Source organism: Kitasatospora sp. NPDC015121, assembly GCF_055562955.1.
Genome location: NZ_JBVHEH010000001.1, coordinates 394626 through 407013, shown reverse-complemented (window position 1 = coordinate 407013; position 12388 = coordinate 394626). Strand labels below are relative to the sequence as shown.

Sequence of the window (12388 nt, the reverse complement as noted above, 5' to 3'; positions counted from 1 at the left end):
GGGGCGGGCGTCCCCGCCGGGGGAGTGGATCCCGGCGGCGGTGTCGGTGAGTGGACGGCGCCGGTCCCCTTGCCGCGGGGCGGTTTCTAGGGCCCGTCCGGAGGCGGGTCGGGCGGCATCCGGGAGGGCGCGGTCAGGAGACCGAGGTCAGGTGGGCGTAGACGACGGTGTTCGAGTCGTAGCCGGTGTGCCGGTCGTAGTGGCCGCCGCAGGTGATCACGCGCAGTTCGGCGCGGCCGGCCGGGGCGTACACCTCGGCGGCGGGGAAGGCGGCCTTCGGGTAGGAGCGCACGGCGTCGACGGTGAAGACGGCGCTCCGGCGGTCCTTCCGGGTGACGGTCAGGGTCAGGCCGGGGCGCAGCAGGCCGAGCCGGTACAGGACGCCCGGGCCGCGCTTGTCGTCGACGTGGCCGACCACCACGGCGGTGCCGTCCGCGCCGGGCGCGGGGGCGTCGCGGTACCAGCCGACCAGGTTCGGGCGGCCGAGCGGCGGGGTGGTCAGCGCCCCGGCCGCGTCCAGGCCGAGCGGGGTGAACGCGGCGTCGACCGCGATCGACGGGATCCGCAGCCGGACCGGGTCGGACGGTCCGAGCGCCGCGACGCCCGGCCCGGGCCGGGACGCCGCGGCGGGGGAGGACGCGGCCGCCCCGGCGGGGGACGGCGGCGCCTGGGCGCCCGGCGCGGACGGCGGGCCCGGCGCACCCGTCGCGGCCGGCGCCGGGGGAGGCGGTGGGGGCTGGCTGGTGGTCAGCCCGTCGTCGACCAGCCAGACGCCGCACAGCAGCGCGACGGCCGCGGCGCCGACCCGCACGGTCCGCCGCAGGCGGGCGGCCCGGGCGGCCCGGGCGCGCCGCCGGGCCGCCCGCTGCCGGGCGCCAGGCCCGGGCAGGCCGGGCCCGGGCGGTCGGTCGGCGCTGCCGGGCCGGTCGGGTCGGGTCAACGGCGGGTGCGGCGGCGCCGGCGCACGACCAGGTAGCCCGCCCCCGCGATCAGGGCGGCGCCGACGGCGACCTCCGCCGGGTTCAGGTCGCGCGAGGAGCCGCCCGCACCGGCCGCGACCCCGCCCTGCGGCGTCCGCCCCGGCCCGCCCGGGCCCGAGGTGCCCGGGCCGCCGCTGCCGCCCTTGCCGGAGGGGGAGGTGCCGGGCGACGGGGACGCGGAGGAGGACGCGGACGGCGACGGCGAGACGCCGCTGCCCACCGGGGACGGCGAACCGCTGGGCGGCGGGCTGCTGCCGACACCCGAGCAGTCGACCGTGAACACCTTGTGCTTGGCGTCGCCGTCCTCACCGGTGAAGTTCCAGAACAGCTTGTAGTGCCCGTCGGGCAGCCGCGGCGACACCGTCCCGGTGAAACCCTGCCCGGCGGTCAGGGCGATCTGCCCGGTGCGCACGTTCGGGGTGGTACCGGTCGGGGGCTGCTGGTCGATGTGCCACGTCACCTGCTGCAGGGTGTCGAAGTCGAACGCGTCGAGGTAGAAGTCGCAGACCTTCGGCTCGTCGTTCTGACTGCCCGTCGGCGTATCGAGGTTGTGGATCTTCACGTCGCCGTTGTCGCCGACTGCGGCGGACGCGGGGGCGGACGCGGCCAGCGGAAGCGCGACGGCGGCGACGAGGGCGGCCGCGCGCGGCAGCGGGCGCCGACCGGTCGGGGAGTGGGCCATGAGGACTCCGGGGGGCTGGACGGGAGCTGCCGGCACGCCGCCGACACCTCCCCGAGGGTGCTCGTCGGCAGCTGACGGTCCGTCACAACACACCCGAACCGGTACGACGTTTCCCCCCGACGGCCCAGGGCGGGGGTGCCCGCGGGTTTAGAACGCGCGGCCGCCGCCCCCGCCCCCGGCACTTCCGGGCCGGGGGCCGGCCGTCCTACTCCGCGGCCGGGCCGGCCGCCGCCGGGGCCTCCTCCGGCCGCCGGCGGCGCCGCCGGCGCGGGCGGAGGCGCTCGCCGCGGGCCAGGCGGCGCAGGCCCGCGAAGCGGGAGAAGCGGTCGCGGTTGGCGACGGCGGCCCGGTCGAGCTCCTCCATCAGGCGGCGGCCGCGGTGTTCGAGGTCGAGCTCGTCCAGGATCCGGTCGACCTCGGCCAGCAGCGAACCGTGCAACTGCCAGGCCTCCGGATGCTCCTGGACGCGGCGCAGCAGCAGCTGGGCGACGTTCTCCCGGCAGGACCAGGCGGCGGCGAGTTCGGCGGCCAGCCGCTGCTCGGCCTCCTCGGCGTTGCGGCTGACCTGCGTGGTGACCAGCACCGCGAAGCTCACCAGCGCGCCGCCCACGTGCTCGAACAGCTCCTCCAGGGCCACCGCCACGTCGTCGGGGAAGAGCCGCTCGCCGGAGCCGCGCCGCTTGGCCAGGTCGGTCAGCGAACGGGCGATCACCCGGATCACCACCACGCAGATCTCAAGCGTGTCCAGCCCGGTGCGCAGCACCAGCCGGGACAGCAGGCCCTCGCTGATCCGCGGGTTGAGCCGCAGGCTGTCCTCGGCCTGCCGCAGCGCCCCGTCCACCTGGGCGATCGCGTGGTCCAGCTGCCGGGCCTCGTACAGCCGCTCGGCGGCCCGCTCCACCGGGACGGGCCGCCCCAGCTCCTCGGCCAGCCCGAGCAGCAGGTGCCGGGCCCGGCGGGCCAGGTCCTCGATCGACTCGCCGGCCTTGTCCACCCACACCGGGGGCGCTATCACCAGGTTGAACAGCAGGCCGACGCTCGCCCCGATCACCGTCTCCAGCACCCGGTCCCACGCCTGCGTGGTCACCTGCGAGACGCCCAGGATCAGCATCGCGCTGATCGCCACCTCCTGGACGAACTCGTCCACCCGGACGAACCGCCCCACCACCAGCGACGCCAGGATGATCAGCCCCAGGCTCCACCAGGACAGCCCCACCACCGCCGAGAACCCGATCGCGATCAGCACCCCGACCACCACCGAGTTGACCCGACGGATGCTGGTGGTCAGCGTCGAGTACACCGTCACCTGCACCACCAGCAGCGCCGTCAGCGGCGCCGTCAGCGGGGCCGGTTCCCTGCTCAGCCAGGTCGCCACCACGTACGAGAGGGTCGCCGCCACGGTCGCCCGCACCGTCTGCACGACGAACGGGTCCCTGGCCCCACGGCGCACCAGGGACGCCACCGACTCCGGAACAAATCGCATGCAGACCCTTCTATCCCTCCGGAGGTCCCGCACACCGCGACGGCGCGCGGACCCCTGCCCCGGACCCGCCGGAGCCGAGGCCGCTGCGGTGGGCGACCTGGTCGACCGTCAGGTCGGTGGTCTCCAGGAGTGCGCGGAGACGTCGTCCGTGGTGGAACGGCCCTCCGCCGTCGACGACGGCGCGATCCGCGAGACCTCCGGCCCCGGGGCGGGCACGCGGCGCGAGGCCCCGGCGGGCCGGGGGCGGCCGGTCTCAGGGGACCGGGGTCAGCAGCAGGACCAGGGCCGTGGGGTCGTCGACCGGGTGGAAGGAGCTGAGGGTCAGCCGGACGGGGACGCCGCCGGGCGGGTGGGCGAGGAGGGTGCGCGCGGTGAGCGGGGCGACCGAGTGGCAGCCCCACCAGTGCCGCAGCTCGGGGGCGTCGGCGTCCAGGCGCCGGTAGAGCTCCTCGGTGCGGGGACCGGCGAGCGCCGGGCCGGCCTGGGCGCGGAAGTGCTGGAAGACGTTCATCGCCAGCGGCTGCCAGTCGGGCAGGACCGCGTGCAGCCGGGGGCCGACGGCGAGCAGCCAGAGCAGGTTGCGGCGGTCGACGGGCACGTCCTCCGGGTCGCCGCACAGTGCCGTCCAGGCGGCGTTCCAGGCCAGCAGGTCGAAGTGCCGGTCGAGCAGGACGGCCGGGCTGGCCGGCCAGGACTCCAGCACCGGGCGGACGGCGGCGGCCAGCCGCCCGGCCGCGCCGTCGTCCCCGTCGTCCCCGGCGGGCGCGGACTCGTGGTACCCGGCCAGCCGCAGCGCGTGCCGCAGGCCCGCCGCGTCCAGCCGCAGCGCCCGGCCGACCGCCTCCAGGACCTGCCGGGAGGCGGCGACCCGGCCCTGTTCCAGCCAGGTGTACCAGGCCAGGCCGACCCCGGACAGCGAGGCGACCTCCTCCCGGCGCAGCCCCGGCGTGCGGCGCCGGGCGGTCGCGGTCAGGCCGACGTCGGCGGGCCGCAGCAGCTCGCGGTGGGCGCGCAGGAACGCGCCGAGCTCCGGGCCGGTGGCGGGGGTGGGCACGGGCTCGCTCCTCGTCGCGGGTGGATCGCTCGGTACTCCGGCCCAGCGTAGGGCGGGGGAGCGCCGCCGCCCGGTCCCGCAACAAACTCCTCACACGGCGCCGAACCCCGCCGCCCGGCAAGGGAGTCGGCCCGGTCCTATGACCAGCGGTCACCGTACCAACGCCTGGCTGGCCGGCCCGCGCGCCGTCCGCGAACCTCGAACCGGACGGAGCCCGGCCGGCGGCGGCCGCCCGGGCCCGTCCGGACCACCGGACCGGGAGGACCCACCGCGCCATGACCGACACCCCGCGACCCGCACCCGCCTGGGGCCTCACCCTGCCACTGCCCGGCCTCACCCTCGACCGGCACCGCCCGCTGGTCGAACGCCTCCCCGACCTCGGCTACGACGACGTGTGGAGCGCCGAAGGCGGCGGCACCGACGCGTTCACCCCGCTCGCCGCCACCGCCGCCTGGTCGTCGCGCCTGCGGATCGCCACCGGCATCGTCCCCGTGCAGACCCGCGGCCCCGCCGTCCTCGCCCAGACCGCCGCCACCCTCGCCCAACTCGCCCCCGGACGCGTCCTGCTGGGCATCGGCGCGTCCGTGCCCGCGCACGTCACCGACATCAACGGCATCCCGTTCGACGAACCCTTCAAACGCACCCGCGACGTGCTGCGCTTCCTCACCGCCGCGCTGCGCGGCGAACACGTCGCCGGCGACTTCGACACCTTCTCCATCGCCGGCTACCGACTGCCGCACCCGCCCGACCGACCCGTCAAGGTCATCCTCGGCGCGCTGCGCCCCGGCATGCTCCGGCTCGGCTTCGCCGAGGGCGACGGCGCCGTCACCAACCTGCTGCGCGCCCGGGACCTGCCCAGGGTGCTGGACGCCGTCGGCCCGCAGCCGCCCGGCAAGGAGCTCGTCGTCAAGGTCTTCGTCTGCCCGACCGAGGACGCCGCCCACGCGCGCCGCACCGCCCGGCCGTTCCTCGCCTGGATCCTCAACCGCGAGCCCTACCGCAGGTTCCACGCCTGGCTGGGCAACGGCGACCTGCTCGCCGAGACCCACCGCCGCTGGGACGCCGGCGACCACCTCGGAGCCCAGCGCGCCCTCCCGGACGCCCTCGTCGACGACCTGTTCCTGCACGGCCCGCCCGAGGACGTCCGCGAGCGGCTGCGGCAGTTCCTCCTCCCCGGCGTCACCGCCGTCCAGCTGTACGTCTCCCCGCCCCCGGGCACTCTCGCCGCCCCCGACCGCCTCCTCGACCTCCTGGCCCGCCTCAGCCCGCACGGCGGCCGCCCGCTCCGCCCCGGGAGGTCGCGCACGGGCGGGCCGGGTCCCGGCTGAGGGGCCCGGCGGGGTCCCTCAGCCGGGACCCGCGATCAGCTCCGCGTCTCCTCGCGGCGCCCCCCAGCGGCCGCACCGGGGACGAGGAGCAGCTTGCCGGTGGTGCGCCGAGCCTCCAGATCGCGGTGGGCCCGGGCCGCCTCGGACAGGGCGTAGCGGCCCGTCACGGTGACCTCCAGCGCCCCGGAGCGCACCCACTCGAACACGTCGGCGGCCCGTCGCAGCAGTTCGGACCGGTCGGCGACGAAGTCCCCGAGGCTGGGCCGGATCAGGGTCAGCGAACCGCCGAGGGCGAGCCGCATCGGATCGAACGGCGGCACGGCACCGCTCGCCGCGCCGAAGAGCACGAGACGGCCGCGCGGCCGCAGGCTGGCGAGGCTCGCGTCGAAGGTGTGCGCGCCGACGCCGTCGAAGACCACCGGCAGCCCCTGACCGCCGTTGAGCCGCCGCACCTCGGCCGCGAGGTCGTCGACCTCGGCCGGAAGGACCACCTCGGCGGCCCCGGCCCGCTTCGCCAGCTCGGCCTTCGCCGCGGTCGACGTCGTGCCGATCACCCTGCCGCCGAGACGGGTGACCAGCTGGGTCAGGAGCAGCCCCGTGCCACCGGCGGCCGCGTGCACCAGCACCGTGTCGCCCTCCTGCACCGGGTAGGCGTCCTTGACGAGGTAGTGCGCGGTCATGCCCTGGAGGAGCACGGCGGCCGCCGTCTCGAAGCCGATGTCGTCGGGCAGCGGCACCAGCCGGGAGGAGTCCACGACGGCCCGCTCGGCGTACGTGCCGGGAACCTCCACCCAGCCGACCCGGTCCCCCACCGCGACGTCGACGACGCCGGGCCCGACCTCGACGACCGTGCCCGCGCCCTCGGCGCCCGGCGTGAAGGGCAGCGGGAGGCCGTACCGGCCCTCGCGGTGGTAGACGTCGAGGAAGTTGACCCCGGACGCCGCGACCTCCACGACCGCCTCGCCCGGACCCGGCGCCGGCTGGTCCACCTCGACCTCCCGCAGCACCTCGGGACCGCCCACTCCGCCCACCTGAATCGCTCGCATGACCCCTCCAACAACGGTTCAAGCCCCACCAACCCCGCCGGCGGGGATCCGATTCCCGGCCCGGCCCGCCGGGCGGGTCAGGCCGGGACGCGCAGCTTGTCGGGGTTGGAGACCGCGTGGACGGCGGTGACCAGGTCGGTCCCCGGGGCCAGGTCCAGCACCAGCAGGGCGAACGGGCGGCCGCCGGCGGAGAACAGCGCGGCCGGGGCGCCGTTGGCGGTGCGCCAGGCGAGGTCGAGGGCGGGGCCCCCGGCGGCCCGGCGGCGGGCGAGCCCGGTGAGCAGGCGGGCCACCGCCGCACGGCCGGTGAGCGGGCGGCGGCCGCCCGGTGCCCTGCCGCCACCGTCGCCGACCAGGGTGACGTCCGGGGCCAGCAGCCGCAGCAGGGCGGCCAGGTCGCCGCCCAGGGCCGCCGCCAGGAACCGCTCGGTCACCTCGCGGCGGACCTCCGGCGCGGGCTCGTAGCGGGGACGCCGGGCCCGGACGTGCTCGCGGGCCCGCTTCACCAACTGCCGCACCGCCGCCGGGGAGCGGCCCAGCACGGCGGCGGTCTCCGCCCCGCCGAAGCCGAACACCTCGTGCAGGACGAACGCCGCGCGCTCCAACGGCGACAGCGTCTCCAGCACCACCAGCAGCGCCAGCGACACCGCCTCGGCCCGCTCGGCGCACTCCGCCGGGGTCGCCCGCTCCGGGCCGATCAGCGGCTCGGGCAGCCACGGCCCCACGTACGTCTCGCGCCGCCGCCCGACCGCCGCCCGCTGCGCTAGCGCCCGGTTGACCGCGATCCGCACCAGGTACGCCTTCGGGTGCTCCACCGGCGCCGCCGCCGGGTCGCCGGCCCGGGCCGCCCAGGCCAGCCAGGTGTCCTGCAGGACGTCCTCGGTGTCGGCGACGACGCCCAGCAGGTCGTAGACCACGGCGAACAGCAGCCCCCGGTGCTCCGCGTACTCCCGGCCGGCCCGTTCCGCCACCGTCTCCCCGTCCACCGCTACCCCTCTCGCCGTCGCACCGCACCCGTTCCGGAACTGAGAGCGCCGCCGGCCGCGGAACGTTGCGCGCCGACCCGCCGGTGTGTCCCGGCTCACACCGGCCCCGCCGCCCCGGACGGCCGTCCGCGCACCTCAAGTAGGCTGAGCCCGGCCGGACATGACGGTGCCACGACGAAAAGACGGACGCCACGGACCCGGCGGACCCGCCTCGGCGTCCGGGCACCGGCCCTGGGGGACCGGCCGACGGGGACGGACACGAAGGACAGGCACAAGTGGACAGCGACAACCGCGCCGGCGCCGGACCCGCGGACCGGGCGGAGCACCGGCAGGACCCGCGGACGGCATGGCGCTACCTGCTGGACGACGGCGTCGACCCCGACGGACGGATCCCCGTCCACCTCGTCCGCGCCAGCACCCCGCCCGGTCCCGCCGGCGACCGCGCCCACCGGCCCAACCCGCGCCACGGCCGCCCGCTGCCCCCACCGCCCGCCGCCCCCGACGCCCCCGGCCTGCCCCCGCTCGAAGCCGGCCGCCGCCCCGCCGGACGCGCCCTGCTGGCCTGGCTGGAGGACACCCGCGCCCCCCGGCTGTGCCGCATCGCCGGCTCCTCCGGCAGCGGCCGCACCCACCTGCTGACCTGGCTCGCCGCCGCCTGCCCGCCCGACCACCCGCGCCCCGGCCGCCGCGTCCACGCCCTGCTGGACGCCGAGGGCCTCACCGTCCGCTCCGCCACCACCCGGCTCGCCGACCTGCTCGGCCTCACCGCCGGCGAACCCGCCGAACTCCTGGAAGCCCTCCAGGACGGCACCCCCCGCACCGTCGTCGTCACCGACCTCGACCGGGCCGGCGGCCCCCGGCTGCCCGACACCCCCGAACGCCTCGCCCGGGAACTCCTCGTCCCGCTGCTCTCCGTCCCCTGGCTGCTGCTGGTCGTCGAAGCCGCCCACGGCCCCGCCGCCGACGCGCTCACCGCCGCCGCCCCCACCGGCGCCGTCCTCGACCTCGACCAGCCCCAGTGGACCGACCCCGACAAGTACGCCGCCTGGTGCGCCCGGCTCACCGGCCACCCCGTCGACCCCGCCACCACCCACCCCAGCCCCGGCCTCGCCCAACTCGCCGCCCGCACCCCCGGCGCCGCCCCCGACCCCGCGCTGCCGCCCGCCGACCGGGCCACCGCCCTCGCCGCGACCTGGTGGGACGCCGTCCCCGCCCCCGAACGCGCCGCCCTCACCGCGCTGGCCCGCGTCGACGGCCCGATCAGCACCGCCCTGTGGGCCACCCTCCCCGGCACCGACCCCGCCGGCGTCACCGCCGCCACCGCCCTGCTGCCCCCGCCCCCCGTCGCCGACCGCTGGCGCCTGCGCCCCCGGCAACTCGCCGACCTGGTCACCGCCGACAGCCCGCCCGTCGACCACGCCGCCCTGATGTGGGAGGTCGCCGGCGGCATACCCGTCCGGCCCGACGGCGGCCCCGACCTCGCCGCCAGCGACCCCGAACGCCTCGCCCTGCTCGTCCGGCACGCCTCCGCCGCCGACCCCGCCACCCCCCTGCTCGGCGAGATCGACCTGCTGCTGCACGCCGAACCCGCCACCGTCACCGCCGCGTTCCAACGCGCCGAGGACGCCGGCGCACCCCCCACCCCGCTCGCCGAAGCCTGGCACCGCGCCGCCCCCGACCGGGCCGCCACCGCCCGCCCCGCCGACCGCGCCGCCGTCCTGCACGCCCACCTCACCGGCCGCCACCCCGAAGCCGCCGCCCACTGCGCCGCCCTCGCCGCCCGCGCCGACACCCGCTGGCGCGCCGTCTGGCAGCACACCCCCGCCCACGGCCCCTGCACCGCCGCCCTCGGCTTCGGCCCGCTCGCCGGACACCTGCTGCTCACCGACGCCGCCGGGCTGCACCTCGCCGACCCCGCCACCGGCGAACTGCGCCACGGACCCGAGCCGCTGACCGAACCCCACCCGCGCGCCCTGACCGCCACCCCGTTCGGCGGCGCCCTGCTGCTGAACGCCTCCGGCGTGCTGCGCCCGCTCACCGTGCGCGGCCACCAGGGCGTCCCCGACGGCGCGCTCGCCGCCCTCGACGCCCGCACCGCCGTCGCCGCCCACCGGGACGTCATGGTGTTCGGCGGCTCTGACGGCCTGACCACCTACAGCGAGATCTCCACCGGCACCACCCACCGCCCCGAACACCCCCTGCACGAAGGCCCCGTCACCGCCCTCGGCGTCGCCGAGGCCGACGGCGGCACCCTGGTCGCCAGCGGCGGCGAGGACGGCCGGGTCTGGACCTGGATGCCCGGCCGCCCCCCGCTGCCCGCCCCCGTCGACCGGCGCGCCCACCCGGTCACCGCCGTCGCCCTCGCCGCCACCCCCGGCGGGCTGCTGCTCGCCGCCGCCTGGTCCGACGGCCTGCTCCGCCTGCGCCGCTGGGGCGAGCGGCACCGCGGCGCCGACCTCCGGCTCGGCGCCGCCGTCCGCACCCTCGCGGTCACCCCCGACGGGCTGGTGGTCGCCGCGCTGCCCGGCTCGGTGCTCGCGCTCGCCCTGGTCGACGGTCGTGTTGAAAGTTGACGTCGAACCGCTGATCTTCAACGAAAGACCCCGTGATTCACCATTTCCGGCTGGTTCCTGATCGAGTTTGACCACACGAAGGGCTTTCGGCGTCAACGAAGCCGCCGCTCTTCCCCCACAACGAATGCACCGGATCCCACCCCCGCTGTGAGTCGTGAGCTGTGAACGCTGAACTCGACCTGCGAAGCAAGACCGACCGGAAACGAGGAATCGATGTCTGAACACCGTGACGGGGTCGACCACGTGGAGAGGGAGTGCGCCGCCCTCGCCGGACTGCCCGCCGCCCAGCGGCTGGCCGAACTCGAGAAGCTCTGCCGCCGGACCGAGCGGATCCTCGGCCGCGCCGTCCTGGACACCGCCGCCGAGGTCTACGAACAGGGCCACGACACCGCCCTGCGCCGCTCCCCGTACGCCTACGGCTACCTGCGCCGCAGCCTCGGCTTCCGGCCCGAACACCGAACGGACGGCTGACCGTTGTACACCTACTTGTGCCGCACCCGCTGGGGCGACATGGACGCCTTCGGCCACGTCAACAACCTGAAGGTCCTCCAGTACGTCCAGGAGGCCGTCTACTGCCTGCTCTACGACGACACCGAGGGACAGGACCTCTTCGAGGACGGGTTCATGATCGCCCGCCACGAGATCGACTACCGCTCCCCGCTCTACCACTGCCCCACCCCGCTGCCCGTGCAGATCTGGGTGGAACGCCTCGGCCGGTCCTCGATCAGCACCACCTGCGAGGCCCGCCGGCGCGGGCAGATGGTGTTCCAGGCCCGGACGGTCACCGTGCCGACCGACGCCGCGACCCGCCGCAGCCGCCCGCTGCGCGAGGTCGAACGCCACCACCTCAACCGCTACCGGGTCCGCCCCACCGGCCCCGTCGCCCCCGTCGGCCGCGTCCCCGTGCGCTCCACCGGCCGCATCCGGGTGCCCGTCCTCGGCGAACGCGCGTCCTGACCGCGACGCGCACACCCCCTCCACCGGCCCCGGCCCCGGGCTCCCCACCCGGCCCCGGGGCCGGCCCCGCTCCCGTTCCCGTTCCCGTGCCCGTGCCCGTTCCCGTGCCCGGCAGGGGTTTTCAACACCGCGACGACTTCAACCGGAGCGGCCCCGCGCACTCCCGCCCGCCGGGCCGCGCCACCCCCATACTGCTGCCGGGAGGCCCCGACCCCGGCGGCGCGGCGGCACCGCGCCCACCGGCCGCGGCCGCCCGTGCCCTCGTACGTCCGGGCGGCGTCGCGCGCCCGCGGAGCGGAAAGAACCCCATGCCCAACCCCTGCCCGTCCGGCCCGTCCCCGTCTGGCCCGACACCCGCGTCCGGCCCGGCACCCGCGTCCGGCCCGGCACCCGCGTCCGGCCCGGCACCCGCGTCCGGCCCGGTCCGGACCGCCGCCACCGCACCGGCCGCCCGGCCCGGGCCCGAGCTCGGGACGGTGCACGAGCGGATGCTGCGGGCGAACGGGCTCGACGCGCTGCGGGCGGCCCGGGGCGCGGAGCGGGCGCTGTTCCCGTTCAGCGACGAGCTGGGGATCCGGGTGACGGCCGTCGGCCCCGGCGAAGTCCTGCTCGCCGTCAGGCCGCTGAGCGTCCACCAGGGCTGGCCCCAGAACACCCACGGCGGTTTCCTCGCCGCGCTCTGCGACACCGCGTGCGGCCTCGCCGCGGTCTCACTGGCCCCGGCCCGGCACACCGTGGTGACCGCCGGCCTGAGCCTCCAGTACCTGCGGCCGGTCCCCGCGCCCGGCGGCGCGGTCGGCTGCCTCGGCACCGTCACCCACCGGCAGGGAAGCCGCGTCCTCACCCGGGCCGACGTCACCGGCGGCGACGGCGAAGTGCTCGCCACCGCCACCGCGGTGATGCTGATCCGCGCCACCGACCCGGACGCCGCCCGGGACGCGGACGCACCCGTGTCGCCGCCGGCGCCGCCCGCCCTCGTCAGCTGAGCCGGCCGCGGCGGCGCTCGCCGAACGGCCCGCCCCCGGCCGCGTCGCGGCGCGCGGTGCCGGTGAAGTCCCGGCCCGGCCCGGCGGGTTCCGGCGCTTGCGGGAGTCCTGGTCCGCGCGGTGCCTGCGACGCTTCCGGGTCGGCCGGCGGCCGCGGCACCCGCGGCGGGACGGGCGACACCAGCGAGTAGTACGAGGGATCGTTCATATCCTCATTGATCACCAGCCGTCCGAGCCCGCCAAGCACCCGACCCGCACGGCTCACCCCGCCGCCGGGCCGGACCCCCGCACGGCCGCCGACGGGCGGGCCCGT

The 12388-nt window shown here is 77.5% G+C and carries 12 protein-coding genes; 5 read left to right on the top strand and 7 right to left on the bottom strand.

Features of this window, described 5'->3' with window-relative positions:
* Nucleotides 1-133: 133 nt before the first annotated feature.
* The 4 genes from ACZ3J7_RS01720 to ACZ3J7_RS01705 form a co-directional block, all read right to left on the bottom strand.
* On the bottom strand, nt 134-811 hold the full coding sequence (locus tag ACZ3J7_RS01720; protein ID WP_465615832.1) for a class F sortase: 678 nt from the start codon (nt 809-811) through the stop codon (nt 134-136).
* Between the two features lie 125 nt (nt 812-936).
* Entirely contained in the window at nt 937-1662 is a 726-nt protein-coding gene (locus tag ACZ3J7_RS01715; RefSeq protein ID WP_465615742.1) for a hypothetical protein, read from the bottom strand.
* A 205-nt stretch (nt 1663-1867) separates the two neighbouring features.
* A complete protein-coding gene (locus ACZ3J7_RS01710) occupies nt 1868-3145 on the bottom strand; it encodes an FUSC family protein (protein ID WP_465615740.1) in 1278 nt (425 codons plus the stop codon).
* A gap of 253 nt (nt 3146-3398) precedes the next feature.
* Nucleotides 3399-4199: a helix-turn-helix domain-containing protein gene (locus ACZ3J7_RS01705; RefSeq protein ID WP_465615738.1), complete on the bottom strand. Its 801-nt coding sequence runs from the start codon at nt 4197-4199 to the stop codon at nt 3399-3401.
* A gap of 275 nt (nt 4200-4474) precedes the next feature.
* Between ACZ3J7_RS01705 and ACZ3J7_RS01700 the strand changes: the two genes are divergently transcribed.
* Nucleotides 4475-5527 carry an LLM class F420-dependent oxidoreductase gene (locus tag ACZ3J7_RS01700; RefSeq protein ID WP_465615736.1) on the top strand — a complete coding sequence of 351 codons (1053 nt, stop codon included), beginning with the start codon at nt 4475-4477 and terminating at the stop codon, nt 5525-5527.
* Nucleotides 5528-5562: 35 nt separating this feature from the next.
* Here ACZ3J7_RS01700 and ACZ3J7_RS01695 read toward each other — a convergent pair whose 3' ends face one another.
* Together ACZ3J7_RS01695 and ACZ3J7_RS01690 are read right to left on the bottom strand one after the other, a co-directional pair.
* Nucleotides 5563-6573: a quinone oxidoreductase family protein gene (locus ACZ3J7_RS01695; RefSeq protein ID WP_465615734.1), complete on the bottom strand. Its 1011-nt coding sequence runs from the start codon at nt 6571-6573 to the stop codon at nt 5563-5565.
* A gap of 77 nt (nt 6574-6650) precedes the next feature.
* Entirely contained in the window at nt 6651-7559 is a 909-nt protein-coding gene (locus ACZ3J7_RS01690; RefSeq protein WP_465615732.1) for a sigma factor-like helix-turn-helix DNA-binding protein, read from the bottom strand.
* Between the two features lie 275 nt (nt 7560-7834).
* Between ACZ3J7_RS01690 and ACZ3J7_RS01685 the strand changes: the two genes are divergently transcribed.
* The 4 genes from ACZ3J7_RS01685 to ACZ3J7_RS01670 all read left to right on the top strand — a co-directional run bounded on the left by ACZ3J7_RS01685 (nt 7835) and on the right by ACZ3J7_RS01670 (nt 12075).
* Complete coding sequence (locus ACZ3J7_RS01685) at nt 7835-10132, top strand: hypothetical protein (protein ID WP_465615731.1); 2298 nt, start codon at nt 7835-7837, stop codon at nt 10130-10132.
* Nucleotides 10133-10345: 213 nt separating this feature from the next.
* Nucleotides 10346-10603, top strand: a complete 258-nt coding sequence (locus ACZ3J7_RS01680) for a hypothetical protein (RefSeq protein ID WP_465615729.1) — start codon at nt 10346-10348, stop codon at nt 10601-10603.
* 3 nt (nt 10604-10606) lie between these two features.
* Nucleotides 10607-11089, top strand: coding sequence for an acyl-CoA thioesterase (locus tag ACZ3J7_RS01675; RefSeq protein WP_014139063.1), 483 nt, complete (start codon nt 10607-10609; stop codon nt 11087-11089).
* Nucleotides 11090-11565: 476 nt separating this feature from the next.
* Nucleotides 11566-12075 (top strand): PaaI family thioesterase, encoded by a 510-nt coding sequence (locus ACZ3J7_RS01670; RefSeq protein WP_465615726.1) that lies wholly within the window; start codon nt 11566-11568, stop codon nt 12073-12075.
* Here ACZ3J7_RS01670 and ACZ3J7_RS01665 read toward each other — a convergent pair.
* Nucleotides 12068-12283, bottom strand: coding sequence for a hypothetical protein (locus ACZ3J7_RS01665; protein WP_465615724.1), 216 nt, complete (start codon nt 12281-12283; stop codon nt 12068-12070). The two genes, ACZ3J7_RS01670 and ACZ3J7_RS01665, sit on opposite strands and share 8 nt — an antisense overlap.
* Nucleotides 12284-12388 lie beyond the last annotated feature (105 nt).

What these genes read in the sequence shown, in the direction of transcription:
- ACZ3J7_RS01715 (WP_465615742.1), bottom strand. Translation starts at nt 1,662, where the DNA reads ATGGCCCACTCCCCGACCGGTCGGCGCCCGCTGCCGCGCGCGGCCGCC.
- ACZ3J7_RS01710 (WP_465615740.1), bottom strand. Translation starts at nt 3,145, where the DNA reads ATGCGATTTGTTCCGGAGTCGGTGGCGTCCCTGGTGCGCCGTGGGGCC.
- ACZ3J7_RS01700 (WP_465615736.1), top strand. Translation starts at nt 4,475, where the DNA reads ATGACCGACACCCCGCGACCCGCACCCGCCTGGGGCCTCACCCTGCCA.
- ACZ3J7_RS01695 (WP_465615734.1), bottom strand. Translation starts at nt 6,573, where the DNA reads ATGCGAGCGATTCAGGTGGGCGGAGTGGGCGGTCCCGAGGTGCTGCGG.
- ACZ3J7_RS01680 (WP_465615729.1), top strand. Translation starts at nt 10,346, where the DNA reads ATGTCTGAACACCGTGACGGGGTCGACCACGTGGAGAGGGAGTGCGCC.
- ACZ3J7_RS01665 (WP_465615724.1), bottom strand. Translation starts at nt 12,283, where the DNA reads ATGAACGATCCCTCGTACTACTCGCTGGTGTCGCCCGTCCCGCCGCGG.